This window comes from Methyloprofundus sedimenti (genome assembly GCF_002072955.1).
Classification (GTDB): domain Bacteria; phylum Pseudomonadota; class Gammaproteobacteria; order Methylococcales; family Methylomonadaceae; genus Methyloprofundus; species Methyloprofundus sedimenti.
Window position 1 is genome coordinate 364,375 of record NZ_LPUF01000002.1, and the last position, 26,974, is coordinate 391,348.

23 protein-coding genes, 2 tRNA genes and 3 rRNA genes are annotated in these 26,974 nt (G+C 42.8%); 5 read left to right on the forward strand and 23 right to left on the reverse strand.

Annotation, left to right across the window (positions count from 1 at the left end; all coding sequences use genetic code 11):
- Nucleotides 1-97: 97 nt before the first annotated feature.
- From AU255_RS14640 to AU255_RS14655, 4 genes are all read right to left on the reverse strand, one after another.
- Nucleotides 98-2,005, reverse strand: coding sequence for a TIGR00341 family protein (locus AU255_RS14640; RefSeq protein WP_080523672.1), 1,908 nt, complete (start codon nt 2,003-2,005; stop codon nt 98-100).
- Nucleotides 2,006-2,386: 381 nt separating this feature from the next.
- The gene (locus AU255_RS14645) at nt 2,387-2,662 is read right to left on the reverse strand and encodes a cupin domain-containing protein (protein ID WP_080523673.1); all 276 of its coding nucleotides are present in this window, start codon (nt 2,660-2,662) and stop codon (nt 2,387-2,389) included.
- Nucleotides 2,663-2,728: 66 nt separating this feature from the next.
- The gene (gene ispA / locus AU255_RS14650; protein WP_080523674.1) at nt 2,729-3,625 is read right to left on the reverse strand and encodes a (2E,6E)-farnesyl diphosphate synthase; all 897 of its coding nucleotides are present in this window, start codon (nt 3,623-3,625) and stop codon (nt 2,729-2,731) included.
- Nucleotides 3,618-3,851: an exodeoxyribonuclease VII small subunit gene (locus tag AU255_RS14655; RefSeq protein WP_080523675.1), complete on the reverse strand. Its 234-nt coding sequence runs from the start codon at nt 3,849-3,851 to the stop codon at nt 3,618-3,620. The genes ispA and AU255_RS14655 overlap by 8 nt, the downstream gene beginning before the upstream one ends.
- 79 nt (nt 3,852-3,930) lie before the next feature.
- Between AU255_RS14655 and parE the strand changes: the two genes are divergently transcribed.
- Nucleotides 3,931-5,823, forward strand: coding sequence for a DNA topoisomerase IV subunit B (gene parE, locus AU255_RS14660; RefSeq protein WP_080523676.1), 1,893 nt, complete (start codon nt 3,931-3,933; stop codon nt 5,821-5,823).
- 175 nt (nt 5,824-5,998) lie between these two features.
- Here parE and AU255_RS21140 read toward each other — a convergent pair whose 3' ends face one another.
- From AU255_RS21140 to tnpA, 9 genes are all read right to left on the reverse strand, one after another.
- Nucleotides 5,999-6,133 carry a PIN domain-containing protein gene (locus AU255_RS21140; RefSeq protein ID WP_269844812.1) on the reverse strand — a complete coding sequence of 45 codons (135 nt, stop codon included), beginning with the start codon at nt 6,131-6,133 and terminating at the stop codon, nt 5,999-6,001.
- A gap of 60 nt (nt 6,134-6,193) precedes the next feature.
- A complete protein-coding gene (locus tag AU255_RS20450) occupies nt 6,194-6,430 on the reverse strand; it encodes a PIN domain-containing protein (RefSeq protein ID WP_198942647.1) in 237 nt (78 codons plus the stop codon).
- On the reverse strand, nt 6,427-6,681 hold the full coding sequence (locus AU255_RS14670; RefSeq protein WP_080523677.1) for a FitA-like ribbon-helix-helix domain-containing protein: 255 nt from the start codon (nt 6,679-6,681) through the stop codon (nt 6,427-6,429). The genes AU255_RS20450 and AU255_RS14670 overlap by 4 nt, the downstream gene beginning before the upstream one ends.
- A gap of 106 nt (nt 6,682-6,787) precedes the next feature.
- On the reverse strand, nt 6,788-8,341 hold the full coding sequence (gene tnpC, locus AU255_RS14675; RefSeq protein ID WP_080523678.1) for an IS66 family transposase: 1,554 nt from the start codon (nt 8,339-8,341) through the stop codon (nt 6,788-6,790).
- A gap of 24 nt (nt 8,342-8,365) precedes the next feature.
- The gene (locus tag AU255_RS14680; RefSeq protein WP_080523679.1) at nt 8,366-9,646 is read right to left on the reverse strand and encodes an IS66 family transposase; all 1,281 of its coding nucleotides are present in this window, start codon (nt 9,644-9,646) and stop codon (nt 8,366-8,368) included.
- Nucleotides 9,639-10,634 carry an IS30 family transposase gene (locus AU255_RS14685; protein ID WP_143735847.1) on the reverse strand — a complete coding sequence of 332 codons (996 nt, stop codon included), beginning with the start codon at nt 10,632-10,634 and terminating at the stop codon, nt 9,639-9,641. The genes AU255_RS14680 and AU255_RS14685 overlap by 8 nt, the downstream gene beginning before the upstream one ends.
- Before the next feature lie 77 nt (nt 10,635-10,711).
- A complete protein-coding gene (locus tag AU255_RS14690) occupies nt 10,712-11,044 on the reverse strand; it encodes a hypothetical protein (protein ID WP_080523680.1) in 333 nt (110 codons plus the stop codon).
- A gap of 137 nt (nt 11,045-11,181) precedes the next feature.
- Nucleotides 11,182-11,538 (reverse strand): IS66 family insertion sequence element accessory protein TnpB, encoded by a 357-nt coding sequence (gene tnpB, locus AU255_RS14695; RefSeq protein ID WP_080521668.1) that lies wholly within the window; start codon nt 11,536-11,538, stop codon nt 11,182-11,184.
- On the reverse strand, nt 11,535-11,867 hold the full coding sequence (gene tnpA / locus AU255_RS14700; RefSeq protein WP_080522315.1) for an IS66 family insertion sequence element accessory protein TnpA: 333 nt from the start codon (nt 11,865-11,867) through the stop codon (nt 11,535-11,537). The genes tnpB and tnpA overlap by 4 nt, the downstream gene beginning before the upstream one ends.
- 596 nt (nt 11,868-12,463) lie before the next feature.
- Between tnpA and AU255_RS14705 the strand changes: the two genes are divergently transcribed.
- Complete coding sequence (locus tag AU255_RS14705) at nt 12,464-13,120, forward strand: pyridoxamine 5'-phosphate oxidase family protein (protein ID WP_080523681.1); 657 nt, start codon at nt 12,464-12,466, stop codon at nt 13,118-13,120.
- Between the two features lie 110 nt (nt 13,121-13,230).
- Here the strand turns inward: AU255_RS14705 and AU255_RS14710 are convergent, their stop codons facing one another.
- The 4 genes from AU255_RS14710 to AU255_RS14725 form a co-directional block, all read right to left on the reverse strand.
- Nucleotides 13,231-14,004, reverse strand: a complete 774-nt coding sequence (locus AU255_RS14710) for an SdiA-regulated domain-containing protein (protein WP_080523682.1) — start codon at nt 14,002-14,004, stop codon at nt 13,231-13,233.
- Between the two features lie 263 nt (nt 14,005-14,267).
- Nucleotides 14,268-15,587 (reverse strand): ATP-binding protein, encoded by a 1,320-nt coding sequence (locus AU255_RS14715; protein WP_080523683.1) that lies wholly within the window; start codon nt 15,585-15,587, stop codon nt 14,268-14,270.
- Between the two features lie 4 nt (nt 15,588-15,591).
- The gene (locus AU255_RS14720; protein WP_332889062.1) at nt 15,592-16,272 is read right to left on the reverse strand and encodes a response regulator transcription factor; all 681 of its coding nucleotides are present in this window, start codon (nt 16,270-16,272) and stop codon (nt 15,592-15,594) included.
- 8 nt (nt 16,273-16,280) lie between these two features.
- Nucleotides 16,281-16,517: a hypothetical protein gene (locus AU255_RS14725; protein ID WP_080523685.1), complete on the reverse strand. Its 237-nt coding sequence runs from the start codon at nt 16,515-16,517 to the stop codon at nt 16,281-16,283.
- Between the two features lie 108 nt (nt 16,518-16,625).
- On the opposite strand from AU255_RS14725, the gene AU255_RS19855 reads away from it, so the two are divergent.
- Both AU255_RS19855 and AU255_RS14735 read left to right on the forward strand, forming a co-directional pair.
- Nucleotides 16,626-16,958, forward strand: a complete 333-nt coding sequence (locus AU255_RS19855) for a hypothetical protein (RefSeq protein WP_143735981.1) — start codon at nt 16,626-16,628, stop codon at nt 16,956-16,958.
- A 249-nt stretch (nt 16,959-17,207) separates the two neighbouring features.
- Nucleotides 17,208-18,038 (forward strand): CvfB family protein, encoded by an 831-nt coding sequence (locus AU255_RS14735; protein WP_080523687.1) that lies wholly within the window; start codon nt 17,208-17,210, stop codon nt 18,036-18,038.
- A 7-nt stretch (nt 18,039-18,045) separates the two neighbouring features.
- On the opposite strand, the gene mutS is transcribed toward AU255_RS14735, so the two are convergent.
- The 6 genes from mutS to AU255_RS14765 all read right to left on the reverse strand — a co-directional run bounded on the left by mutS (nt 18,046) and on the right by AU255_RS14765 (nt 26,416).
- On the reverse strand, nt 18,046-20,610 hold the full coding sequence (gene mutS, locus AU255_RS14740; protein WP_233144691.1) for a DNA mismatch repair protein MutS: 2,565 nt from the start codon (nt 20,608-20,610) through the stop codon (nt 18,046-18,048).
- A gap of 342 nt (nt 20,611-20,952) precedes the next feature.
- Nucleotides 20,953-21,067 (reverse strand): 5S ribosomal RNA (gene rrf / locus AU255_RS14745).
- 166 nt (nt 21,068-21,233) lie between these two features.
- Nucleotides 21,234-24,121: ribosomal RNA gene (locus tag AU255_RS14750) — 23S ribosomal RNA — on the reverse strand.
- A gap of 371 nt (nt 24,122-24,492) precedes the next feature.
- Nucleotides 24,493-24,567, reverse strand: a tRNA-Ala gene (locus tag AU255_RS14755).
- 170 nt (nt 24,568-24,737) lie between these two features.
- A tRNA-Ile gene (locus AU255_RS14760) sits at nt 24,738-24,812 on the reverse strand.
- 79 nt (nt 24,813-24,891) lie between these two features.
- A 16S ribosomal RNA gene (locus tag AU255_RS14765) occupies nt 24,892-26,416 on the reverse strand.
- The 16S, 23S and 5S rRNA genes sit together here with 2 tRNA genes alongside, the layout of an rRNA operon.
- Before the next feature lie 266 nt (nt 26,417-26,682).
- Here AU255_RS14765 and AU255_RS20895 point away from each other — a divergent pair.
- Nucleotides 26,683-26,974 (forward strand): hypothetical protein (locus AU255_RS20895; RefSeq protein ID WP_233144692.1); only part of this gene is annotated, 292 nt, incomplete at its 3' end.

Genomic DNA, 26,974 nt, shown 5'->3' on the forward strand with positions numbered 1-26,974 from the left:
TGTCATATTCTGTTATTCGGCCACCAGAGCGATTTTCTTGCAGTGCAATCACCGCTTTTTTAAAACCGCTCCAGAGGCCGCCTGAATTTTTTGCTGCCTATTGCACCAACCTGAGTGAAACATCTAATATCACCGGCTCATTCAATTGCGTTTGGATAGCATCCCTTAATGCCGCAATATCGCTCGCCAGGACAAGCTGCGAGCTGTGTAACTGCCCGAAAATTTTAATTTTATCATCCAAAGGTACTGCAGAGACTTCCGTTAACGATAATGTTTTACCGTTAACTTCATAAGTATTGGTGCTGATATTTTTTTCTATGCGGCTATAAAGCCCAGTATTAACTAAGGTCTGATACAGAGGGATACTGATTAAAATTACCAAAATGATAGAAAAACCGAGCCCTCGGTTTACTTTAATCGCTGGTGCAAAACCTAAACAGAGGAAAGTAAAAGTGCCGGCCAGAGTAATGCCGACCAGATTGGTTAAAAACAGTAGGCCTGCACCGCTGATTATGCTCCAGTCAAACCAGCCTATGCCCACACCCATAACGCAAGCGGGTGGAACCAATGCCACTGCTACGGCCACTCCCGGTAAGCTTTTTTGGATATTTTCTCGGGCATGCGCATAGGCTGCTGCAATACCTGAAACTACAGCTACGCCTAAATCAAGTAAATTGGGTTGTAAGCGACTTAATATCTCATTCGTTGCCTGTTCGTAAGGTAAAAGGAAAGTGGTAACCGCTGCCACGAACAAGGTTATGCCAGTCCCTAAACCCAGGACTTGTAAAGAGGCAATTAAGAGTTTGTCATCATTACGTAAAATACTCATGGACATGGATACCAAAGGCCCCATCAAGGGAGCCAATATCATCGCACCGATAACAACAGGGGTATTATTGAGGAACAAGCCAAAGGTAGCCAGCATGGTACTCAACATTATAAGCAACACAAAGGGTACAGAAAAACAGGCATAGCCCTTTAACACTAGCAATGTTTCCTTGAAATCGTCGTCCTGGGCAATAGAAAATAAAGGGAGTCGCTGTTTGAGTGACAGCAAATGTTCTTTTCTTTGCGGTAAGGTATCAGTAATGACAATTTCCTTTCCAGGGTTACTTGATGGGGCGGCTATAAATGCTTCCCCAACCTTTACCGTAATCGCATTGTGAATAACGCTAAATTGTAATTTCTCGGCGCTACGCTCCTGGCTATCTATGTAATACCGGATGGGCTCGTCACTTTCCAGCAGCAACCCCGTCGTTTCGATATATCCGAGGGATTTTGATGGACTCGGATTAGGCGAAATGGCCGTCAGGACAAAACTTATATAATCCATAACCGAAGAAGGCGCAACTAAAGCAGCTGATAAGGTGCCGTCCGAATGCGCTATTGTCATGTTAGCATAGTGTTTGGCCATGGACTCTATGTCGTTTTCAATAACCACGGCACCAATCAGAGCGGTCTTTATTTTGGTGCCCTTTTGGGTTGTTATGACAACTGTCTTTGGTTTTAAACGAAATAACGCCATTAAGTCGGCTGGTACAGCCTTTAAACGCTGCCAAATAAGCGCCTGATTATCCGCCATATGCCGTAATTCAATTAAAGGAACATCACCAAACGTTACCAGCCAGGTAACAACTTCATCATTGCATAAAAGCAAATCGAGTTTCGTACCACCTTTAGTATCTAAGGCAATAGGCATAGCATCTTCCATTTTTACAGGTATCCGATATAAACGACAGACCTTTGATTTTGGATGTACAGGAAGTAAGCCCAGTTTAAAATGATGTTGATAAGCTGACTCTAATAAAATACCCAGATCCGAACTTTCCAGCAAAGCTATCACATACGGATTTTTAGCTAAATAACCGGACGCATTAGCAACAAAATCGGCTAACTCCACAGCTTCTAATGTTGCGCCAAGATGCTCAGCGCAATCTTGTGCATGTGCTATTAAATGTTTTTGTTCAGGCTTATGGACTAACCAGGCTGTCTCGATGTTTGACATGTTTTTATTCTCCTCTAATAAACTAACTGTGGGGGGAGTCCCTACTTTTGCGAAAGCTCATTTTGGACATTCTTGCCCACAACGCTGAAAAAGCTTAATGAGACTAATTAAAAACTGCGTTGCCCAGATTCGCCCTGCACTCACTTATAAAAACCCTAAATGGGTTTTTATTTAGGAGCCTCAAATAGCTTGACGCGATATCGAAAATCCTTTTATTTTCTCTACGCAAAAAGGCGCTCCGAGATAACACCCGGCCGTATATCTATACTTCGCTTAGGCTACGCTGCCAGAATTTTCAGAAAGAAAGAGAGGATTAGTAACGCCAGCAAAGCATAGTCAACAACTCATAAAAAAGGGGCATTTAAAATGCCCCTTTTTTATTTAATCGTAGCTGTAATGCTTACGCAGTGTTTTAGTGACTGCCCACATACTGCTTAACCCAACCGGGAAAATAACATAATCCCCTGGAACGATAGTAACAGGCTCTTTATCGTCCGGGGTGACAACAATCTCACCTTCAAGAATGTAGGCTTTTTCTGTTTCATCAAAATCCAGTCTAAACTCAGAAACAGGACAATCCCAAATTTCCCAATCTGAAACGCCTAATTCTTTAAGACGCTCTTCACTCGGATTGTGTTCAACAATAATATCTGGCATAACTCGTCTAACTCACTATAAGTAATTAAAAAATATCCAGTAAAAACTGGAAAAAATACACAACGACTAATGATCGCGCTGAATAATATACAGCGATAAGTCACGCAATAAATCAGCCTCTGCACCGAATCCCGACAGACTTTCAACTGCTTGTTCATGCAGATCCTGTGCTTTTTGCTTTGCACCGGCTAATCCTAATAAGGCCGGATAAGTAGGCTTATCATTATCCTGATCTTTACCTTGTGTTTTACCTAGCGTAGCAGTATCACTTTCTTCATCTAAAATATCATCTTTAACCTGAAAAGACAGCCCGATACATTTAGCATAATGATCTAATTTATTGGCCGTGGCTGGATCCAGATCAGGCCTGGATAAAGTCGCTAACTGCACACTCACGCGAATAAGCGCACCTGTTTTATGTATATGCATGTTTTCCAATTCAGGCAACGTCAGCTTTTTCCCTACTGATTCCAGATCAATTGCCTGCCCGCCTACCATTCCTAAAGAACCGCTCGCTTTGGCCAATGCACTCACCATTTGTATGCGTGACTCGGCACTTGCATTCATGCTGCTGTCAAGCGCCAGAATCTGAAACGCCAGAGTTTGCAAAGCATCTCCGGCTAATATTGCAGTTGCTTCATCAAAGGCTATATGTGAAGTCGCTTTACCTCGACGCAAATCATCATTATCCATTGCAGGTAAATCATCATGAATAAGTGAATAAACATGAATCATCTCTACTGCACAGGCTGGACCATCTAATATGTCAGGTGCAAGTCCTAATGCCTTACCTGCACTATAAGTCAACATGGGGCGCATTCTTTTGCCGCCGTCTAAAGTACTGTAACGCATTGCATCATGAAGTCTTTTAGGCAAAATTGTATTTGCAGGCAAACGCAAATCCAAAGCTTTTTCTACTCGTTCCTGGCTAGAAACTAAATATTCTTTCAAGGCGTTACTCATCGTTAAATGACTCCAATGTTTGTTGACCGTTTTTTTCTAATAAGATTTGCACTTTTTGCTCGGCTTCCTGCAAGGCTTTTTGGCAAGTACGGGTTAAATTGACACCCTGTTCAAATGACTTTAAAGACTCTTCCAAAGAAATATCACCCTGCTCTAATTGCTCAACAATCTCTTCTAATCCTTTGAGAGAATCTTCAAATAAGGTGGCGCTTTTCTTTCTAGGCATGTCGATAAAAATAATTTAATGATAGGATAGATTAATCGACTTATTATATATGAAAAACATCCGAGTAATTAACTAGAAAATGAGTAATACCTATAACGCAGCAGCTATTGAAGTTTTAAGTGGCTTAGACCCTGTGCGCAAACGCCCAGGTATGTATACCGATACCACCCGCCCTAATCACCTGGTTCAGGAAGTCGTTGATAATAGTGTCGATGAAGCGGTAGCAGGTCACGCATCAAGCATAGAAGTTGTTTTATTTAAAGACGGCAGTATTAAAGTACAAGATAATGGTCGCGGCATGCCAGTCGACATGCACCCCCAGCAAAATATGCCCGGCGTAGAAGTTATTTTGACTCAACTCCATGCCGGCGGAAAATTTTCCAATAAAAACTATCAATTTTCTGGCGGTTTACATGGCGTAGGTGTTTCTGTCGTTAATGCTTTATCGAAACAACTAGACATAGAAATAAAACGTAATGGTAAGGTTTACCAAATGCAATTTGCAAATGGGGAGAAACAAACCGAATTACATGAAACAGGTGTCAGTGTTGGCAAGCTTAATACAGGGACGATGGTACATTTTTTACCTGATGCCAGCTATTTTGATTCTAATAAAATTTCTGTTATCAAGCTTAAGCATGTCTTAAGAGCGAAAGCGGTGCTTTGTCCGGGCTTAAAGATCAGTTTATCGGTTGAACAAACCGCTGAATCATGGGAATGGTATTACCAAAATGGCCTGGAAGAATATTTACTGGATAGAGTCGGTAATATCGAGTTTTACCCGAATGAACCCTTTATGGGTAACCTAGCTGCCGAACACGAAGCCGTTGAATGGGGCATCGTCTGGACCACAGAATCTTTGCCAGAAAATGTCACTGAAAGCTATGTCAATCTGGTTCCTACCCCTCAGGGAGGAACGCATGTCAATGGCTTACGCGCGGGCTTAACCGAAGCCATGCGCGAATTCTGCGAGATTCGAAACTTATTGCCCCGTGGTGTTAAAATTACGCCCGAGGATGTATGGGAACTGTGTCATTATATTCTGTCGGTAAAACTCGAAGACCCGCAATTTTCAGGTCAAACCAAGGAGCGTTTAAGCTCTCGTGAATGCGTTGCGTTTATCTCCGGGGTTGCCAAAGATGGTTTTAGCTTATGGCTTAATCAACATCCTGCCGCTGGCGAAAAAATCGCTGAAGTCATAATATTAAGTGCTCAAAAGCGGTTAAAATCCAGCAAAAAAACGATTCGTAAAAAAATTTCCGCAGGCCCGCAATTGCCAGGAAAGCTTGCTGATTGCGCCTCACAGGATATCAATCGCAGTGAATTATTTCTGGTTGAAGGAGATTCTGCAGGTGGATCAGCCAAACAAGCCAGGGAGCGTGAATTTCAGGCAATAATGCCCTTGCGCGGTAAAATTTTAAATACCTGGGAAGTAGATTCAGCTCAAGTTATGGCTTCAAATGAAGTCCATGATATTGCTGTGGCATTAGGCATTGAACCCGACTCAAAGGATTTAAACGGCTTACGTTATGGCAAAATTTGCATACTCGCAGATGCCGATTCTGACGGGTTACATATCGCCACTTTGATTTGTGCCTTATTCTTTAAACATTTTCCTAAACTGGTGCAGGCAGGCCATGTTTTTGTCGCTATGCCGCCCTTATACCGTATTGATGTAGGTAAACAAATATTTTACGCCTTGGACGAACATGAGCGCCTGGGAGTTATAGACCGTATAAAGTCTGAAAAACTGAAAGGCAAGATTAATGTACAGCGTTTTAAAGGTTTAGGTGAAATGAATCCTGCTCAGTTGCGCGTTACAACCATGAATCCTGACACCCGCCGTTTAGTACAACTTACTATTGAAGAGGGTGATGATACCAATGAAAAAATGGATTTATTGCTGGCAAAAAAACGCTCACAAGACCGTAAATTCTGGCTGGAAAGTAAAGGTAACTTAGCAGACGTTTAAAACCATTCAGGGGCTGAACCAAAAGATGACTCGTTTAGGTTTAGTCCCGCTTAAATACAACAGCGAGTAGCTTATTTTTGGTCTGGACATTGATAACGATTAACCTTCCCTTTTCAGGGGTGTTACAGTTATTATATGAATTCGGGACTCATTAAAAAGAAATTTTCCGTATTTCTTAATTTGTTGTGTATAGCCACGGGTTCACTAGGTTTAAATCTTCCAAAAAATCAAAGTCAGAGGTATTGCGCGTAGCCAGCAATGCAGAATTTTGTACTGCAATCGCTGCAATTTGAGTATCTTCAACACTCATTGGGCGGCCTTGTTCTGTTGTAAAGGCAATAATTTTGCATAATGGCTTGCGGTTTCGCCATCAAAGGGTAGGTAAACAACGATTTGTAAGGCTCGTAAAAATCAGTTCAGCTACTTGAAATAAAGCTTGTTTGCGTTTGCCATTATCTAAAATAGCAATTCCCATATCAATTTCGGCTTTAACGATAGCTGGAAGAAATAGTTCATGGCTAAACTGTTCATCTAGCCATTCAATAACTGCCGAATTTGGTTTTGGTCGCATCAATTCTGAAATGATATTAGTGTCTAATAATATCATTTGATATTTTCAAAATCAGATGCGTTTCGAGGGAGTGAACGAGTTGGTAATTCTAACTCTATGCCATCGGTTATTTCCATAATTTGTTCATGCAAACGGCTACCTAAGTTTTTTTGTTTATCCATCGGAAAGAGCGCTTTCTTAAGAATGCGGTAAACCTCTTCTTCTGTGGAACAATTATGTTGTTTAGCTTTGATTTGTAATTGCTTTTCCATAGCATCATCAAGATTATGAACAGTAAGGGTAGTCATGCGGTAACCTCTATACTATATTTAGTAATTGATTTTTAGGGGTATTAACCTGTTAACTTGATCAAGGGTAACCGTCGATTCTTACCACCTAGACAAGCTACTCCACTTACTTTAAAGGCTTAACTTTTTCAATCAAGTTCCAGGGTAGAAACTGATCTAACGCCTCTGGTTCATAATGCCTACCAAGCTTGGGTAGCTCAGTAAGTAAATACTTCAGATAATCAAAAGGCTCCAGATTATTGGCAACCGCTGTTTGCACCAGGCTGTATAGCAGTGCACTGGCATTTGCTCCACGAGGTGTTTGATTAAACAACCAGTTTTTACGCCCAATCACAAACGGTTTGATACGACGTTCAGCTGCATTATTATCAATGTGTATATTTCCGTCATCAATATAGCGAATCAGGCTACTCCACTGGTTAAGGGTGTAACGAATGGCTTTACCTATCGTGCTGTCTTTTGCTGTCCTGGTAACATGGTCATCGCACCACTGCTTTAAGTCATCCAGCAAAGGTTTACTTTTTTCCTGACGTAACAAATAACGCTGCTCTATTGTCAGATCTTTAAATTGTTTTTCAAACGCATAAAGACGAGTGAACTTGCGTAATGCCGTTTGAGCCATGCCCATTTTATTTTTGCGGCTCGCTTTGGGAAGTGCTTTCAGTGCTTCATCGAATTTACGACGCGCATGCGCCATACAACCGACGAGGAGACAGTCATCTGATGCAAGGGCGTGATAGCCGGCATAGCCATCCACTTGCAAGTGGCCTGAAAAGCCCTGTAAAAAGCTCGCCGCATGTGCACCCGCCCGGGTTGCCTGATACTCATACAAAACAATTGGGCATTCAGCTTCATGACCACCACTTTGATAGAGCCACATATAGGATTTTGATTTCGTCTCTCGTCCATCCTGAATAACATTCAAAGTTGTTTCGTCAGCCTGGAGAATTTTCTGCAGGATCAGTAATTCATGCAGTCGATCATAAAAGGGGGCAAGCAATTCAGCGGACTTCAATACCCAGATTGATAACGTTGCACGCGAAAGGTCGATACTTAAGCGCTTGAAAATCGTTTCCTGGCGATAGAGTGGCAAGCTATCCATAAACTTGGCTACAATAATGTAGGCTAGTAAGCTGGCCGAAGCAAAACTGCGTGGAATGGGCTGTGCCGGTTTAGGCGCATTAATAATGCCATTTTCGCAGGCACGACAGGCATACTTTACCTGCACATGCTCAATCAGCTTGATTTGAGCAGGAATGATTTCTAACTGCTCTGACGTGTCTTCGCCAGCCTCATGCAAGGCATGACCACAGTCACACACACGTTCTGCTTCAGGTAATTCATAGCGAACGACTTCTCGCGGGAGATGTCTGGAGAGCGGTTTACGACCTGGCTTTTTGCGTTGATAGCTAACCGTTTCTTCAAGATCAGTCTCCTCTTGCTTTAAGGCGTCAAGAATCGATTCCGCTTCATTAAACAACTCCATTTGGTCAGGACACTTTTCACTGGATGCTCCAAAGCGCTGGTGTTGAAACAAACGAAACTGCTCCTCATACCACGTCAGTTTTTCCTGTAATTGATCTACTGTCGACTGATAGTCCAGCACCATTTTTTGCAGTGCATTCGTCTCATCTGGCAGTGTCTCAGGAAGTGAGTTCATGGTGATTATTATAGTAACTTCTCATTATCCACTGGCAGCGGCCGCACGAATGACTTCCGATAACGGAGGAATCCCTTCTAACTTCAGTAAGCGACTTTTTAAATAACCCCAAAATGACATGCCGTGCTTTCGGCAGGTCTTCTTGAGACTGGCAAAAGTATCACGGGCTTTCCGCCCTGCATCACTTCGTGTACTCCCGCTGATTTTTCGTTTCTTGACGTAATCCCTTATATCCCGTTCGCTTAAATTGTTATGAAGTGGGAGGTAGAGTTTGTCGAGTACACGGAGGAGTTCATGTTGATTTTTCCCCATTCGCCCGAGGGCCTGGTTAAGCGTTTCGTAACAGGTTTTGGTACTGCATAGGATTTGAAAGCGCTGCCTGATACTGCTCGCCTGTTCGGTAACAGGATTAAGTTTATAAGCTTTCAGGTCATGGTAAATCGACCAAAGCTGGTCGCGTGCGTCATCTACTGCCTTGGTATGGCTGTCATTTAAAGGAATCAGGCGATTAATCACTCGTTCGGCATGGATCCAGCACAAGGCATGATCAAAGACGTTAAACTGCCCTGCATCATCACTGATAATTGAAAAGTCAGAGGAAATGCCTTGGTCTAGCAGCCCTCCCATCAAAGCACCTTCCGTGACTATTTTTCTGTGCCGAGGTTTAACGATGCCTTGCTGATCCAGCCATTCGCACCAGTCAGGTGCCGTGTTAATGCAGACACTGATATTTTCCAGTGTCGCCAAGATTACAACAGACAGCTTATTTTGTGCCATGTATTCAATGGCACCTGTGTTCAATGTATAAAGCGTTGTTTTGCCTTGTGATAGACAGTTTAAAAAATTGATTCTGCTTTTACTTTCTGTACTACTGAACCAGGCAAAAAAATCATTGCCAATATGTGTGCAATAGCCATTTTGCCCTTTATGCCGTGCGCCAGTATCATCTGTATGAATATATTTAGAAACGGATAATCCCGTCTTCAGTAATTCATCTTTTTCGGCATGAAAGTCGTCCAGATCTTCTGTTAGTATATAACTGAGCTTACCGCTCGAAATATCGACGCCTAAATCACGAATTTGTTCCAGTAGTAATGGCTGTGTGACATGTTGGTGATGGTATTGATAGAGAATAAAGGCAATAAGGCTTTTACCAAAGCTACCTCCCTGAATGTCTTCGGGAAGCTGACCTAAAATCGTAAGACCCTCTGGCGTTATATATTCTGCTAAACGATAACGAATGTTATGAGTTTGAAAGGTAATATCCTGAATAACACGATCCTGATACCCCGCGAATTCAAGCAATTAATGCAACACCCTGTGATTTATTTATATCAACCCCCGTTATTTGGCAAAATACTTCCCATGGAGTTCTGTAATTTAACCCTTTTCTTGGACGATGATTAAGTGCTGTAATGGCACTATCAACCTCATCTTGAGTTACCTTATCCAAAGGTTCTTTTTTAGGGAAGTATTGCCTTAATAAGCCATTGTGGTTTTCATTTAAACCTCGTTGCCACGAATGATACGGTTTGGCAAAATAAGTGCCGCAGTCAAGTGTTTTTGCAATGGCTTCATGCCCACAAAACTCACGTCCATTATCAAAGGTAATCGTGTGAACCCAACGTTTAAAAGGCTCAAGAGCATTGATAATCGCCTCTTTCGTTAATTCAGATTCTTTACGCTCAATTGAGATGGCGAAGTTGAGCTTTGAGACCCGTTCAGTCAGCGTCACCAATACGCCTTTATGTCCTTTACCGATAACAGTATCTGCTTCCCAATCACCTAAACGCGTTTTATCATCAACCACTTGTGGTCGCTCATCAATATCAACACGGCTGGGTATCGTTCCGCGATAATCATTTTTTCCATATCGCTTACGATAAGGTTTGGCTTGATGCCTCAAATAAGTATACAAATCGCCACCGGCTGCTTTGTTAGCTAAAATATAACGGTAAATAGTCTCATGACTGACGGAGTCCTTACCTTGTTGTTTTAAGCGTCCTGAAATACAGTCAGGGCTCCATTTCTCTTTGATTAAAGGCGTTATTATCTGTTGTAACTCAGCCGTCATCTTGATGTTTTTGGGCTTATCAATATGGCGTTGTTTAGCTATTCTCTCAGCTTGCTTGTAACGATAACCACACTGACCTGTATTACGCGTAATTTCACGTCCAATAGTCGATTTATGACGCCCCAATGTGATGGCTATTTGATTCTTAGAAACGCCTTGTTTTAGTTGCGTATAAATGTAAAATCTTTCCTCTTGGGTTAGATGGTTAAACGTGTTCATTGAGCACCTCTTTTTAGTTTCAGGTTTTAGTCGACGGAAACTATACCATCTAACCCTTTAAAGAGGTGTTGCAGTTATTATATGAATTCGGGCCCTTTAAAGCGTGAACCCTCTGGGATTTCATCCGGCTGAATAATTTGGGTTTCATCTATTTTGAGGTTGCCTTTTTTACTGCGCCTTGGGCCTTTTTTCCTTTTTGATGAGGAGTCATCACTTCCTGGGGCACCCTCCTTATCCATTGTACTCGGTTTGATTTTAGGCTTTGTGGTTTCGCCTTTAAGCTTGAGTATCTCTTGTGCTAACTCATCAATCTGCTTTTGTTGCCAGGCAAGCATTTCCAATAACACATCGACTAGCGGTGTGCGATCTTCTTTGTTTATCTCTGGTAATTCAGGTTTAGGCGAGTTCATAGAATATATTGTAAAGCAACTTTTTAATATTTTCCCGTGGATAATGAGAAGTTTCTTATTATACCACTAAAAGGCTGATAAATAAGGTTTAACTTGCTGTTTTATTGATTCTTTTTATGCAGAATAGAGTCGCTTGATCAGTTGTTTTTTAGACCAGAAACAGCCGTGTGCGCTTGCACTTGGTGATAGGATAAACCATCCAGTAACCAGTGTAATTCACGTGAGGTTAGTGACACAGCCTGCTCGTTCAATTCGCTTGGCCACTGGAACGTCCCCTTATCCAGGCGGCGATAATAAAGCCAGAAGCCATTACATTCCCAATAGAGTAGTTTTAGTTTATCGCGAGAGCGATTACAAAAGACAAAAACACTCCCGGTAAAGGGATCATGGCCCAACTGCTCTGAAACGATCAGCGACAAGCCATTAATGGACTTACGCATATCCGTAACACCTGTCGCCAGATACACCTGATTAACAGCAAGACCGTTTATCATGAGATGGACCTCACCAACTCCAATAACGGTTTTAAAATACTGAGTTCCGTATTGGCCTGTATTTCCAGGCTAAAGCCATTGGTATGAGTGACTTTGATAACCGACGATAGCCTTGGGCCACTTAAATTGTCTTCGGCAACAAATTTTACCGGAACCAGTTGGCTGGTTTGTTGCACTGACGAGCTGGCCGAACCGAATTTCTTTTTGTAATAACTGAAGATATGCGGCTTGATATCATGGACCTTGCAATACTCAGCCTGAGTTAAACGACTGGCTTGCCATTGTGGTATATGCTCTTGCATAGCCGCTTTATTTTGAGATGGGCTCATAAATACCTCTGAAGTTAAATGGAGGTATTAGTGTGCCCTTTTTTATAGGGGTTTAGAATGTGTGGTTTAATTGACGCTTACGATCAAGGGGTCAAATCAAGTTGGCTAACCCCTTGAATACAGTAAGCTAGAGTATGAAAGGTGAGTTACACAACAACTTTAAGAAAAAGGACAGCTTAAATTAAGTTTTTCAGTTTTTCTTATTTAACTCTACCTTATACCATTTTTTTTTGGCAAGGTATCTTACCCAAGTGATAATGGAGACAGTTTTTTTAAAAACTAGCTTCAGCTACAGCACCTAGATTGTAATCTTGAATGACCGTAGTTGGCTGACATCGGCCAATCAGACTATGCCCGAGTGGTTGAACTAGTACATCTAATGGCGAACTAAAACTACCCCTTTTCTTGCCATCACCATTAACACAATAAGGTTGCCGAAATAATTCGCTAGCTAATATTTGAATTTAATGCAGAAACTACCGCTAGAATTGCAGTAGTTTAAAATGCCCCGTGAGTGTCCCATAAGATACCAGTTAGCATGTCTAAATTAGGCATGCTAACATTCACAGATTACTTTAATCTACGAGGATAGAATAATGAGTGATATATATGGTGATACGCATCGTTCCCTACAGGATACATTTGAAACACGTAAATTAGCAGATCGTTTGGAAGAGATCATTGTCCAGAAAGAAATCGGCGAAGAAGAACAAGCTTTTATTGAAAGCCGTCCCATGTTTTTTCTTTCATCGGTTGATCAGAGTGGACAACCTACTGTGTCTTATAAAGGGGGTGCACCAGGTTTTGTAAAAGTTGTTGATAAGACAACCATTGCTTTCCCATCTTATGATGGTAATGGTATGTTTTATTCCATAGGTAACATTCAGAAAACAACAAAAGTCGGAATTTTATTTATCGATTTTGAAACACCACATCGTATTCGTTTTCATGGTGAAGCCACTGTCTCAAAAGATGACTCATTAATGTCTGAATTTGTTGAGGCTGAAATGGTAGTTCGTGTTAAGTTATCAAAAATGTGGATAAATTGTCCGCGTTATATTCATAAATATGAACTGAAAGAGTTATCGCATTACGTTCCCGGTCAAAAGGAAAAAACACCACTGGCTGGCTGGAAACGAGTTGATCTGATGCAGGATGTTTTGCCATCTAAAGATAAAGGTCGCCCTGAAAAAGAAGGTGGTATTATCTCAATTGAAAAATGGATTGAAGATGTTCATAAGGGAGAAGGTTAAGGTAAAATCAAGGGTTACGCTAGCCTGAAAGCAAAAGTTTACTTTCCTCCCCCTTCCTAATGTTAAAATCAAGTTGGCTGACACCATGGTTTTCCCATGAATTTGTTATTTTAAATGGAAAACATGAATACTCTTGCTTTTTTTCCTTTCTTGCCCTTCTTACTTTTTTTGCCTTCACTGGTAATAATTAACTCACCAGATTCCTTAAAAGCTATTCCTTCTGGCTGGTTAAACTTATCTTTATCCAGTTTCCATGCTCCTTTGAATACGCCGTTCAATCCATAGCAAACGAGCATTTTCACCTCTTTTGTTCCGACTAAATAAATATCGTTGGATTGAGGATGAATTGCAATTCCGGAAGGATTAAATGTATCTCCAGTTCTCTCTAAAAACTCCCGACTATCTATGGTAAACACCGGCGAATATGCTCTCGTCATGGTCTGGATGTCAAAAGAAAATATTTTTCGTAACTTGTCACCTTTAACTGGAGAACCCTTACAGGCGATGAGCAGACGATTCCCTTTGGCATCATGGCATAATCCTTCCGGATCATAGTCCTTATCCAGATTCAGATCGTAACATTCACACTGCGATGAGCCGCTGTTATAGCCTATTATTTTGTAAATTGCTGGCCGCTTTCCCGCATGCATTATATATGCGGTGTTTCCGAGAATTACGATATCTTCCGAATCCCCGGGTCCGTGTTTCGCATACGCCGTGATTTCTGTTGAGGTTAAATCAAACTGGTAAACTCGGATTGCCTCGTCTTGTACAAAGGCCAAAGAATCATTGTCTTGTAATGGGCATATACCCGATATTTCCATATACTTTTTTGGAAGCTTATAAGTTTTTGTCGGATTTTTTAAATCATATAGAATATTCATGTTACCTCCATTATGCTTGTGTATTCATGGTTACCGCTCCGGCAGCCAGATGTCGTTACACGAATCTCTAGGCGAGCCTAACAATAGACCTCTTCATTTATACAAAAAAACATACGTCTCAAATACTGTTGTATCAAATTAATTCAGACTTTGACCAAATATTTATTTAGGCCTTCTTAAAACGTTCAATAGATATTTTACTGCCAGAAAATTTTTCATCCTATCAAGTTCGAGTTAACACACGCAATAACATCACCCTGTCTCTAAAAACTAATGCACACCCTGACGCCACCTAAATGACTTTTTGATAGTGTTAATTGACCACCGTAGGCTTGTACAATATTCTTCACAATAGAAAGCCCAATGCCATGTCCAGCAGTTGCCTGGTCTGCGCGCACACCACGTTGCAATAGTGCCTCTACTTTTTCCGGATTAATCCCTACTCCGTCATCATCAATACTTATCAACAAGTGATGTGTGGTTTGCTCAGCCTTTATGACTATATGTTGATTCGACCATTTAAAGGCATTCTCTAGCAGATTGCCCAGCACTTCCATCAGATCACCTTCATCGCCTCTAAAGTTCAAGCGGCTATCTACGTTAACTTGCACAGCGATTGCTTTACCTGCATAGACCTTTTGTAATGAATTCAGCAAACGGTTAATAGTAGACAATAGATTTACCGATGCACCAAGAATGGTATCTCCTGCTGTGACCGCCCATTGCAATTGATATTTTACAATCGCATCCATTCTATTGAGTTGCTCTTGCATGCTAAGCTTATCCTGTTGCTGATCATCCGTTTGTAAACTCACCTGCAAAACAGCCAATGGTGTTTTTAAGCTATGCGCTAAATTACCCATCGCATCACGGTAGCGTATTTTTTGCTGTCTCTCTTGCTCTAAAAGTAGGTTAATATTGTCAGTCAGGCGCTCAATCTCTTGTGGATACTGCGCCTCAATCTGCTGCTGTTTACCTGTCTCAATACGATTAAGTTCTATGCCTACCTTACGTAAAGGTGCAAGCCCCCAACGCAAAATAATAGCCTGGCTACATAATAACAAGGCCGCCATTGCGATAAGCCAGCCCCATAAGGTGGTACGGTAGCGATTAATTTGTCTATCAAAAGAACGTAAATCGGTGATCACGCTAAAGGTCAACTCGACGCTACCTGCCCGTGTTGTCCACAGAACGGTGTATGCCGTAAGATAAAATCCATTATCATCAACATAGGACTTGTTAAAGGTTTTCTCACCTTGCTTTAACAAAGGAGGTTTAGGCAGTGTAATGCCAAGTGATGAGGAGGATTGCCATAAAATTTTTCCAGCTGAATTGCTGATAGTTGCATAAATACCAGAAGCTGGCAGACCTAATAAGGCATCCAGTTCATTTGAAGGCATCATAACATGCTGATTTTCAACTTCAGCCGCAGCCATCAGTGCAAATAGCTGGCTGCTCATAGTGTCGCGTAAAGCACTTTCAGTGCTTTCGAAAAAAGCCCGCTCTAGCGCAAAAGCTGTCAGGCAAATAAAGCTCAGCAAGACAATAGCTGCACTTAAGTTTATACGCGTAGTTAGAGACATTTTATTACTGATCGAAAAGCGTAAAACGATAGCCACGATTACGCAAAGTCTCTATCGGTTGTAAGCTGCCATTGGGATCCAGTTTTTTGCGCAAGCGCCCCATAAGCACTTCAATCACATTACTGTCCCGGTCATTATCGTGCGGATACAAATAGTCCGCGAGACGCGCTTTAGAAACAGCTTCATTAGCATGGCGCATTAAATAATCAAGCAGGCGATATTCAAAAGCCGTCACCTCCAGTAGCTCATTATTTAACCAGACTTGTTCTGTGGCTGGGTCTAACTTCAGACCCTGGCAGATTAGCTCTGAAGTTGCCGAACCCGCAGAGCGACGTAACAAGGCTTTTAGTCTTGCTCTGAGTTCTTCCATTTGAAACGGCTTGACCAAATAATCATCCGCTCCCGCCTCCAGTCCTTCAACTTTTTCCTGCCAGCGACTTCGTGCAGTTAATATCAATATAGGTAACACCGATCCCTGCGCACGTAAAGCTTGAATAATCTCTATGCCGCTCATTCCCGGCAAGCCTAGATCAACAATCGCTGCATCAATTGGATACTCAGTGGCAAAAAAGTAACCTTCGTTACCATCACTACTGGCATCGACTATATAACTTTCTTGTTCCAGGCTTTGCTTAATATGCGTTTGTAAATCAGGATCATCCTCAATCAGCAATATGCGCATCATTGCCGCCTTTATTTGATTTTTCCACTGCTTACATCCACTTGAATAATTTTCACTTCTCCATTGCCAAGCAATATTTTTACTTGATAAGTATCACCTTTGCGCTTTACACCTAAGACTCGCCCCGCATTAACTTGCTGAGCAATGCTCGCTGCCTGTTGCTGGCTTATATTGACGGGAGCCGCATAAATATTACGACTCACCATCAATAGAAAGACAATACATAAATATTTAATTAAAGTTTTCATTAAATCAGCCTGATTTGTTCAATCGCTAGAGTTTACACTGAGGTCTTACTTGGGTGCAAAACTCATTTCCATCACTAGCGATAATCAAACTAGACCCAGCAACACAAGATGCATATACCTCGTCTTAATGCAGGCATTAATCACGCAAAAGGAATGAAAAATTACCATTCTGTATGCCTAATAAGATGCCAGCCGGTTGATAATCATGATGGTGGTGGCGGTGCTCTCTGCGCCAATGCTTATAAGCATGCTTATCATAATGGCGATGGTGTTTATTATAATGACGGTACTCATCATGCCGATTATGTTTATTATAATGACGGTACTCATTGTGGTGACGATCATACTTATCATGTGAGTTATTATTATACCGCGCTTGATATGCACGCTGATTCGACACATGATTATTACTATGATCATGTCTCTCAGCCATTACCATAGTAGGTGATAAAATTAGCATTATGGCGATTAATGCAGTTGATTTTAATTTTGTCATTTTATTCATTTTCTTGCTCCTGGTAACATTAGTAAACGGAGTAATTTTCCGTTGTTTATACTTTACCGCGCGAAGCCTGAATGAAAGCTGAACAAGAATAATTAATTAACTGGTCCCTCTTTTAATTACATTAGTTAGTAAACACAATATAATCATCCTATTAATAATCAGCTTTTCTATATCCTTCAAAGACTATGATTGAAATTGGTCGCTTTAATACCCTAACGATAAAATCTAATACCGGCATGCAGTTACACCTTGATGGAGGCGAATATGGCGATATATTGCTTACTGATAAACATGTCCCTAGAGATGCAAAAATTGGTGATACTCTCAATGTATTCATTTATACCGGATCAGATGCCGAGATACTGGCAACTTGTAAAAAACCCTTTGTACAAATGGGTGGCGTTGCCTGGTTAAAAGTCATATCCATCGGGCGTGCCGGTGCTTTCTTAGATTGGGGAGTTGCTAAAGATTTATTGGTGCCTTTTGCAGAGCAGGATTATGAGCTTGAAGTAGGCGACTATTGCCTTGCTAAAGTATTCATGGATGAACAGCATAGAATTGCTGCATCAACAGAGCTGAATAACTTTATTCTTGATGAAGTCAGCTATTTAAAAGAAGGCGATAAAGTATCGCTTATTATTGCGAAAAAAACGGATTTAGGTTTTAAAGCAGTTGTAAATGATGCTTTCTGGGGCGTTTTATATTACAACGAAGTTTTCCAACCCCTTAAAGAAGGGCAAAAACTGACCGGCTATATCAAGAAAATCCGTGAAGACAGAAAAGTTGATTTAAGCTTGAATAAGACCGGCCATACCCATGTTGCACCTGTCACTGAACAAATTATTAGCCGTCTTAAAGAAAATAACGGGCATTTAGATTTATCAGATAAAAGTTCCCCTGAAGAAATTAATGCTGCCTTTGGCGTCAGTAAAAAAGTATTTAAGCACGCCATTGGCGTACTCTATAAAGAAAGACGAATTACCCTGACAAAAACCAGCATTACGCTGAATAAGTAAAGAATTCTTACAGCGTTTGCTTTAAAACGTAAAGAAAGTCTAGTGCCTGACGAGGCGTTAACTCATCAGGCACGAGTTTTTCCAACAATTCAATCGCAGGATGCGGCTCATTAATGGCAAACAAATCTAATTGCGTGCTACCTATCTCTGTCTGCTGCTCTTTATAGGCAGATGTCTCTAAATGTCTTAATTTCAGCTTGGCCTGTTCAATAACCGTTTTCGGCACACCCGCTAAAGCAGCGACTTGTAAGCCATAACTTTGACTTGCAGCGCCCTCTTTTACCGTATGTAAAAAAACAATTTTATCACCATGCTCCATGGCATCTAAATGGATGTTATGAATCACACTTTGTTCTTCAGGCAAACTTGTCAGTTCAAAATAATGCGTCGCAAATAAAGTAAAAGCATGAATCTCTTTAGCCAGATAATCGGCGCATGCCCAGGCAAGTGATAAGCCATCAAAGGTACTGGTACCGCGTCCTATTTCATCCATCAAAATCAAACTATTTGCCGTGGCATTATGCAAGATATTCGCTGTTTCGGACATTTCCACCATAAAAGTCGAACGCCCACTGGTTAAGTCATCAGACGCCCCGATCCGGGTGAAAATCTTGTCAATTGGCCCGCATTCTAATTTACTTGCCGGAGCAAAACACCCTATATGTGCAATCAAGACAATCAATGCAGCCTGGCGCATATAAGTTGATTTCCCCCCCATATTTGGCCCGGTAATAATCAGCATATGGCGTTCATCATTAAAATCCAGATCATTGACAACAAAGGGAATATCCGATACCTGCTCAACAACTAGATGTCTCCCTGCTGCTATGCTGATTCCTCTTTCTTTGCGCAATACGGGACGGATTAAATTCAAACTACTAGTCCGCTGTGCAAAATTTACCAAAACATCCAGTTCCGCCAGTGCCAGAGCAGAGGCTTGTATAGGAATCAGAATCGTAGCAATAGCATCCAATAATTCGTCGTAAAGCTTCTTCTCAAAGGCTAATGACTTTTCCTTGGCGCTCAAGATAGTATCTTCAAATTCTTTTAATTCGCTGGTAAAAAATCGCTCTGCATTTTTAAGCGTTTGTTTGCGTATATACGTATCTGGTACATCATCAGATTGTGAGCGTGGGATTTCAATATAATAGCCATGTACACGGTTATATTTTATTCTTAAGGTCGCTATTCCGGTTTTTTCCTTTTCACGACTTTCCATATCACACAGAAATTGATTGGCATTTTGACTAAGATTACGTAGGTCATCCAATTCCTGGCGATAGCCCGGTGCAATAACTCCTCCATCCCGAATCAATACTGGCGGGTTATCGATAATAGCTCGTTGCAATAAAGCTAAAAAATCAGGATGCTCACCGATGCGAGTAGCTAACTCATTAATCTGACTACACTCAGAATCTGCTATTTGTCCCTGTAAGCCAGGCAAGGCGGCAAAGGTATCGCGTAATACCAACAAATCTCGTGGCCGTGCTGATTTTAGAGCGATGCGCGAACTAATCCGTTCTATATCTCCTACAGCGCGTAATTTTTCACGTACATCTTCATATAAACTATTACTTAACAATGCATCTACACAATCATAGCGATTATTTAAAATAGCCTGATCACGTAATGGCTGATTAAGCCAACGACGCAAGCAACGACTACCCATCGCTGTAACCGTTTTATCCAGAACGCCAAGCAGGGTATATTGAATTTGCCCTGAGGGATGATAATCAAGTTCTAAATTACGTCGACTGGAAGCATCTAATAAGATACTATCATCACTGCTTTCAACGCGAATGCCTTGTATGTGCGGCAATGCGCTTTGCTGAGTATCTTTTACATATTGCAATAAACACCCCGCCGCTGAAATACCCGCGGTTAAATGCTCACAACCAAAGCCTTTCAGGTCATGCGTGTTAAATTGCTTTAATATTAACTTCCTGGCACTGGTTTCCTCAAAATGCCAGGATGGACGCCGGGTTAAGCCTTTACGTTCTTTAATTATTGCAGGTAATAACCAATCCTCATTGAATAATAATTCCGCTGGATTTAAGCGCTCGATTTCACTCAACAACTCATCAGTAGAGTTAACCTGCAATAATACAAATCGCCCGCTAGTCAAATCAAGACAGGCAATGCCATAGACTTTTGCAAAGTAAATAGCAACTAATAAATTATCCTTTCGCTCCTCTAATAAAGCCTCTTCAGTCACTGTTCCTGGTGTGACAATGCGCACAACCCGACGTTCGACCGGTCCTTTTGATGTGGCAGGATCACCTATCTGTTCACATATCGCAACCGACTCACCTAACTTTATCAGTTTAGCGATATACCCTTCTGCTGCATGATAAGGTAAGCCACACATGGGAATAGGAGATCCAACTGAATGTCCTCTAGCCGTTAAAGTAATACTTAAAAGCTCAGCAGCTTTTTTGGCATCATCAAAAAATAATTCATAGAAATCGCCCATACGATAAAACACCAAAGTATCTTGATAATCAGCCTTGATACGAAAATATTGCTGCATCATGGGGGTATGAACTTTAGGTTGATCGGCTATCTCTGTCATGAATAATTTTTAGAAATGAACTGGAAACTTTGCTTAGGGAAAAATTGATATAACACTCGTTAGCCATTTACCACGTGGCAAAAGCTTAACCTGACTCGCTCCAACACTCTACACCTCGGAACGATTTGCATTAAAAATCTTAAATAACCTGTAATTTGGAAGCGCGGACGGCACCTCTACTTTAGGCGTGCAGAGTCTCTGCACTGCTAAGATAACTAGTGTGCTATGCATATTCCGTCTTTATTGTTGTTAAATACCTAAGCGCTTTAGGTTTAATTGTACCGCAAAGTAGCAGGCAAAAAAAAACCCAAACTGTTTAGAGTTTGGGTTTTAGAATTAAGAGCTTGGCAATTCCCTACTTTCACATGGATAAATCCACACTATCATCGGCACTAAGCGGTTTCACTTCCGAGTTCGAGATGGGATCGGGTGGTTCACGCTCGCTATGGTCACCAAGCAATCGGTGTTAATTGACTACTCCTTAGTATGAGTATCAATCGTCTCTCCTTTAACTTTACAGTTAAAGCATTGGAAATCTGTGCTGTCTGAGTTTAAATGTCGTTCTCTTACAGTAAAAACGTGTTGTCTGCTTTTGATATAAAGCCAAACGTATTTGGTGTTATATGGTCAAGCCTCACGGGCAATTAGTACAAGTTAGCTTCACACATTACTGCGCGTCCACACCTTGCCTATCAACGTTGTAGTCTTCAACGGCCCTTCAGGGATATTAAATATCCAGTGAGATCTCATCTTGGGAGGGGCTTCCCGCTTAGATGCTTTCAGCGGTTATCCTGTCCGAACGTAGCTACCGGGCAATGCCATTGGCATGACAACCCGAACACCAGTGGTTCGTCCACTCCGGTCCTCTCGTACTAGGAGCAGCTTCCCTCAAATCTCAAACGCCCACGGCAGATAGGGACCGAACTGTCTCACGACGTTCTGAACCCAGCTCGCGTACCACTTTAAATGGCGAACAGCCATACCCTTGGGACCTGCTTCAGCCCCAGGATGTGATGAGCCGACATCGAGGTGCCAAACACCGCCGTCGATATGAACTCTTGGGCGGTATCAGCCTGTTATCCCCGGCGTACCTTTTATCCGTTGAGCGATGGCCCTTCCATTCAGAACCACCGGATCACTATGACCTACTTTCGTACCTGCTCGACCTGTCCGTCTCGCAGTCAAGCACCCTTATGCCATTGCACTAAACTCCTGATTTCCGACCAGGATTAGGGTACCTTCGTGCTCCTCCGTTACTCTTTGGGAGGAGACCGCCCCAGTCAAACTACCCACCATACACTGTCCCCAACCCCGATAAGGGGCCTAGGTTAGAACTTCAAACATACCAGGGTGGTATTTCAAGGTTGACTCCACCACAACTAGCGTCATGGTTTCATAGTCTCCCACCTATCCTACACAAGTAGGTTCAAAGTCCAGTGTAAAGCTATAGTAAAGGTGCACGGGGTCTTTCCGTCTAGCCGCGGGTATACGGCATCTTCACCGCAATTTCAATTTCACTGAGTCTCGGCTGGAGACAGTGTGGCCATCGTTACGCCATTCGTGCAGGTCGGAACTTACCCGACAAGGAATTTCGCTACCTTAGGACCGTTATAGTTACGGCCGCCGTTTACTGGGGCTTCGATCAAGAGCTTCTCCGAAGATAACCCCATCAATTAACCTTCCAGCACCGGGCAGGCGTCACACCCTATACGTCCACTTTCGTGTTTGCAGAGTGCTATGTTTTTGATAAACAGTCGCAGCCACCAATTTAATGCTGCCTTCTTCAGCTCCACGAGCAAGTCGCTTCACCTACAAAAGGCGTACCTTCTCCCGAAGTTACGGTACAATTTTGCCTAGTTCCTTCAGCCGAGTTCTCTCAAGCGCCTTAGAATTCTCATCCCACCCACCTGTGTCGGTTTGGGGTACGGCTTGTTTTAACCTGAAGCTTAGAGGTTTTTCTTGGAAGCATGGCATCAATCACTTCGCTTTCACAAGGAAAAGCTCGTCATCACATCTCAGAATATAAGCGTCCGGATTTACCTAAACGCTCTCCCTACCTGCTTAAACATACTCTACCAATCGTATGCTGACCTAGCCTTCTCCGTCACCCCATCGCAGTTATAACAAGTACAGGAATATTAACCTGTTTTCCATCGACTACGCCTTTCGGCCTCGCCTTAGGTGCCGACTAACCCTGCGTCGATTAACGTTGCGCAGGAAACCTTGGGCTTTCGGCGTGGGGGTTTTTCACCCCCATTATCGTTACTCATGTCAGCATTCGCACTTCTGATATCTCCAGCCAACTTCTCAATTGACCTTCACAGACTTACAGAACGCTCCTCTACCACCTTACTAAAAGTAAGATCCGTAGCTTCGGTACTATGCTTAGCCCCGGTAAATCTTCCGCGCAAACCGACTCGACCAGTGAGCTATTACGCTTTCTTTAAAGGATGGCTGCTTCTAAGCCAACCTCCTGGCTGTCTGTGCCTTTTCACATCGTTTCCCACTGAGCATAGATTTTGGGACCTTAGCTGACGGTCTGGGCTGTTTCCCTTTTCACGACGGACCTTAGCACCCGCCGTGTGTCTCCCGTGCTAGAACTTGTTGGTATTCGGAGTTTGCAACGGTTTGGTAAGTCGGGATGACCCCCTAGCCGTAACAGTGCTCTACCCCCAACAGTTATACACGAGGCTCTACCTAAATAGATTTCGAGGAGAACCAGCTATCTCCGGGCTTGATTAGCCTTTCACTCCGATCCACAGCTCATCCGCTCATTTTTCAACATAAGTCGGTTCGGTCCTCCAGTAGGTATTACCCCACCTTCAACCTGGCCATGGATAGATCGCCCGGTTTCGGGTCTAATCCTAGCGACTAAACGCCCTATTAAGACTCGCTTTCGCTACGCCTCCCCTTCTCGGTTAAGCTTGCCACTAAGATTAAGTCGCTGACCCATTATACAAAAGGTACGCAGTCACGGAACAAGTCCGCTCCTACTGCTTGTACGCATACGGTTTCAGGATCTATTTCACTCCCCTCTCCGGGGTTCTTTTCGCCTTTCCCTCACGGTACTAGTTCACTATCGGTCGATAAGTAGTATTTAGCCTTAGAGGATGGTCCCCCTATCTTCAGACAACGTTTCACGTGCATCGCCCTACTTAATACGTTCTTTTTTGATTTCGTGTACGGGGCTATCACCCTGTATCGCCAGATTTTCCAGTCTGTTCCACTATCGCAAAAGACTCGGCTACTCCCCGTTCGCTCGCCGCTACTTAGGGAATCTCAATTGATTTCTTTTCCTCGGGGTACTTAGATGTTTCAGTTCTCCCGGTTCGCTTCTCTGACCCTATGTATTCAGGTCAGGATAATCTGCTTATGCAGATTGGGTTTCCCCATTCGGAAATTCGCGGATCAAAGTTTGTTTGAAAACTCCCCGCGACTTATCGCATCCTACAACGTCCTTCTTCGCCTCTTATCGCCTAGGCATCCACCGTATGCGCTTATTCACTTGACCATATAACCCAAATACGTCTTACACGCCTCTTGCGAGGCTTTTCGATCGCTTGAATTATATGTCAGCTGACATTTTCGCTTTTTCTGCTTGAGAACTCATTTATTTCTTTTTCTCTTCACTTGCGTGAAAAGTCTATTTCTTAAACTCGTTTGAAACTTTTAGTTCGCTTATTTTTTATGTGTTGTCTTCTATTGTTAAAATAGTTAACATCGCATAATCCATAAACTTTCTTTAGTTTACTTTACAGATTTCCAAATTGTTAAAGAGCTTATTAGTTTAATCAACTAATTCTATAAATTCTCTCCGCAAGCCGTCTGCTTGCGTTTAAAGTTTATAGAATTAATTATTAGCTAATTCGTTTTATCGAGTGATGGTGGAGCCAGGGAGGATCGAACTCCGACCTCCTGCGTGCAAGGCAGGCGCTCTCCCAGCTGAGCTATGGCCCCATGACTGGTTTGTGGGCTTTTTACGTCCCTTTTAAGTCTAGTCCGTTATAAAGTAATGCGTTTCTTCATCGCTTTATAGCTTACTAGTATTTTGTGCCAGACAAGGTCATAATGTGACCATGTACGTGTAAAGTACATGTTGCATTATTTAACGCAGGATAGCGCAAAATTGGTGGTCTGGGTGGATTCGAACCACCGACCTCACCCTTATCAGGGGTGCGCTCTACCAACTGAGCTACAGACCCAATTAGTGCTTTTAAGGTCAGTCTCGATTTCTTTGATCAAATAATTTGTTGTGGATACTCATACAGCATTGCATGCTTTGTAGGAGGTGATCCAGCCCCAGGTTCCCCTAGGGCTACCTTGTTACGACTTCACCCCAGTCATGAATCACAAAGTGGTGAGCGCCCTCCCGAAGGTTAGACTACCCACTTCTTTTGCACCCACTCCCATGGTGTGACGGGCGGTGTGTACAAGGCCCGGGAACGTATTCACCGCGACATTCTGATTCGCGATTACTAGCGATTCCAACTTCATGCAGTCGAGTTGCAGACTGCAATCCGGACTAAGATCGGCTTTCTGGGATTAGCTTACTCTCGCGAGTTTGCGGCCCTCTGTACCGACCATTGTAGCACGTGTGTAGCCCTACCCATAAGGGCCATGATGACTGACGTCGTCCCACCTTCTCCGGTTTATCACCGGCAGTCTCTTAGAGTTCTCAGCATGACCTGCTAGCAACTAGGATAGGGGGTTGCGCTCGTTACGGGACTTAACCCAACATCTCACGACACGAGCTGACGACAGCCATGCAGCACCTGTCTCAGAGTTCCCGAAGGCACTCTACTATCTCTAACAGATTCTCTGGATGTCAAGGGTAGGTAGGTTCTTCGCGTTGCATCGAATTAAACCACATGCTCCACCGCTTGTGCGGGCCCCGTCAATTCATTTGAGTTTTAACCTTGCGGCCGTACTCCCCAGGCGGTCAACTTAATACGTTAGCTCCGCCACTAAGCCTGTATATAGGCCCAACGGCTAGTTGACATCGTTTACGGCGTGGACTACCGGGGTATCTATCCCGTTTGCTACCCACGCTTTCGTTCCTCAGCGTCAGTTTTAGTCCAGGAAGTCGCCTTCGCCACTGGTGTTCCTTCAGATCTCTACGCATTTCACTGCTACACCTGAAATTCCACTTCCCTCTCCTAAACTCTAGTTAGCCAGTATTAAATGCAGTTCCCAGGTTAAGCCCGGGGCTTTCACATCTAACTTAACCAACCGCCTACGAACGCTTTACGCCCAGTAATTCCGATTAACGCTTGCACCCTCCGTATTACCGCGGCTGCTGGCACGGAGTTAGCCGGTGCTTCTTCTAAAGGTAATGTCAAGAGACAGGATATTAACCTGCCTGTTTCCTCCAATTGAAAGTGCTTTACAACCCTCAGGCCTTCTTCACACACGCGGTATTGCTGGATCAGGCTTTCGCCCATTGTCCAATATTCCCCACTGCTGCCTCCCGTAGGAGTCGGGCCGTGTCTCAGTCCCAGTGTGGCTGATCGTCCTCTCAGACCAGCTATAGATCGTCGCCTTGGTGAGCCATTACCTCACCAACAAGCTAATCTAACGCAGGCTCATCTATTAGCGCAAGGTCCGAAGATCCCCTGCTTCCCCCGTAGGGCGTATGCGGTATTAGCCTGGTTTTCACCAGGTTTCCCCACTAATAGGCAGATTCCTACGCGTTACGCACCCGTCCGCCACTCGTCAGCGCTAGCAAGCTAGCCTGTTACCGTTCGACTTGGCATGTGTAAGCATACCGCCAGCGTTCAATCTGAGCCATGATCAAACTCTTCATTTTAAATCATTTTGTGACATCATCAGATGTGTCACCAATCTTTGGTTCGATTGTCAGAATTTACGTTTTGTTACTCGAAAGTAACGGTAGATTCTTATATCGATTATCTTTATCATGCTAATAATCTCTACAAGCACCCACACAAATTATTTTGATCATATTTTTAAAGAGCCCAGAGCGATGAATCAGCCCTGCTGAGTTAGACTATTTTACAGAGTCTAAACTCGTTGTCAATGTTTATTTTCAAGTCTTTTCGGCGGTAAACCGGAATGATTGCTCATTCCCGTACATCCAAAAAACACTTAAAACCAACACTAACCGAACCCGAAGATCCGTCCTCAACTCTCGTTAAGGAGCCGACCATTATAACGTTCTTTTTATTCCGTCAAGCTTTTATTTTTTCTTTTCCAGTCCGGCCTAAATCGCTTCAGCCGCGCCTCAGAAAGTCTAAAAACAACCGCCCAGAGAACAATCAGCATCCGCTAAACCAAACCCGCCTAACACTCAATAGCGTTGAACAGCCGGCTATATACATCCACTTCCCCTACCGTCAACACTTTA

Excerpts from the sequence above, each read along its gene's own strand:
- AU255_RS14705 (WP_080523681.1), top strand. The coding sequence starts at position 12,464 with ATGAGTGATATATATGGTGATACGCATCGTTCCCTACAGGATACATTT.
- AU255_RS14715 (WP_080523683.1), bottom strand. The coding sequence starts at position 15,587 with ATGTCTCTAACTACGCGTATAAACTTAAGTGCAGCTATTGTCTTGCTG.
- AU255_RS14725 (WP_080523685.1), bottom strand. The coding sequence starts at position 16,517 with ATGAAAACTTTAATTAAATATTTATGTATTGTCTTTCTATTGATGGTG.
- AU255_RS14735 (WP_080523687.1), top strand. The coding sequence starts at position 17,208 with ATGATTGAAATTGGTCGCTTTAATACCCTAACGATAAAATCTAATACC.
- parE (WP_080523676.1), top strand. The coding sequence starts at position 3,931 with ATGAGTAATACCTATAACGCAGCAGCTATTGAAGTTTTAAGTGGCTTA.
- AU255_RS14645 (WP_080523673.1), bottom strand. The coding sequence starts at position 2,662 with ATGCCAGATATTATTGTTGAACACAATCCGAGTGAAGAGCGTCTTAAA.
- AU255_RS14670 (WP_080523677.1), bottom strand. The coding sequence starts at position 6,681 with ATGACTACCCTTACTGTTCATAATCTTGATGATGCTATGGAAAAGCAA.
- AU255_RS14640 (WP_080523672.1), bottom strand. The coding sequence starts at position 2,005 with ATGTCAAACATCGAGACAGCCTGGTTAGTCCATAAGCCTGAACAAAAA.
- tnpA (WP_080522315.1), bottom strand. The coding sequence starts at position 11,867 with ATGAGCCCATCTCAAAATAAAGCGGCTATGCAAGAGCATATACCACAA.
- AU255_RS20450 (WP_198942647.1), bottom strand. The coding sequence starts at position 6,430 with ATGATATTATTAGACACTAATATCATTTCAGAATTGATGCGACCAAAA.
- AU255_RS14685 (WP_143735847.1), bottom strand. The coding sequence starts at position 10,634 with ATGAACACGTTTAACCATCTAACCCAAGAGGAAAGATTTTACATTTAT.
- tnpC (WP_080523678.1), bottom strand. The coding sequence starts at position 8,341 with ATGAACTCACTTCCTGAGACACTGCCAGATGAGACGAATGCACTGCAA.
- AU255_RS19855 (WP_143735981.1), top strand. The coding sequence starts at position 16,626 with ATGCATATACCTCGTCTTAATGCAGGCATTAATCACGCAAAAGGAATG.
- AU255_RS14710 (WP_080523682.1), bottom strand. The coding sequence starts at position 14,004 with ATGAATATTCTATATGATTTAAAAAATCCGACAAAAACTTATAAGCTT.
- AU255_RS14655 (WP_080523675.1), bottom strand. The coding sequence starts at position 3,851 with ATGCCTAGAAAGAAAAGCGCCACCTTATTTGAAGATTCTCTCAAAGGA.
- ispA (WP_080523674.1), bottom strand. The coding sequence starts at position 3,625 with ATGAGTAACGCCTTGAAAGAATATTTAGTTTCTAGCCAGGAACGAGTA.
- mutS (WP_233144691.1), bottom strand. The coding sequence starts at position 20,610 with ATGACAGAGATAGCCGATCAACCTAAAGTTCATACCCCCATGATGCAG.
- AU255_RS14690 (WP_080523680.1), bottom strand. The coding sequence starts at position 11,044 with ATGAACTCGCCTAAACCTGAATTACCAGAGATAAACAAAGAAGATCGC.
- AU255_RS14720 (WP_332889062.1), bottom strand. The coding sequence starts at position 16,272 with ATGATGCGCATATTGCTGATTGAGGATGATCCTGATTTACAAACGCAT.
- tnpB (WP_080521668.1), bottom strand. The coding sequence starts at position 11,538 with ATGATAAACGGTCTTGCTGTTAATCAGGTGTATCTGGCGACAGGTGTT.
- AU255_RS21140 (WP_269844812.1), bottom strand. The coding sequence starts at position 6,133 with ATGAGTGTTGAAGATACTCAAATTGCAGCGATTGCAGTACAAAATTCT.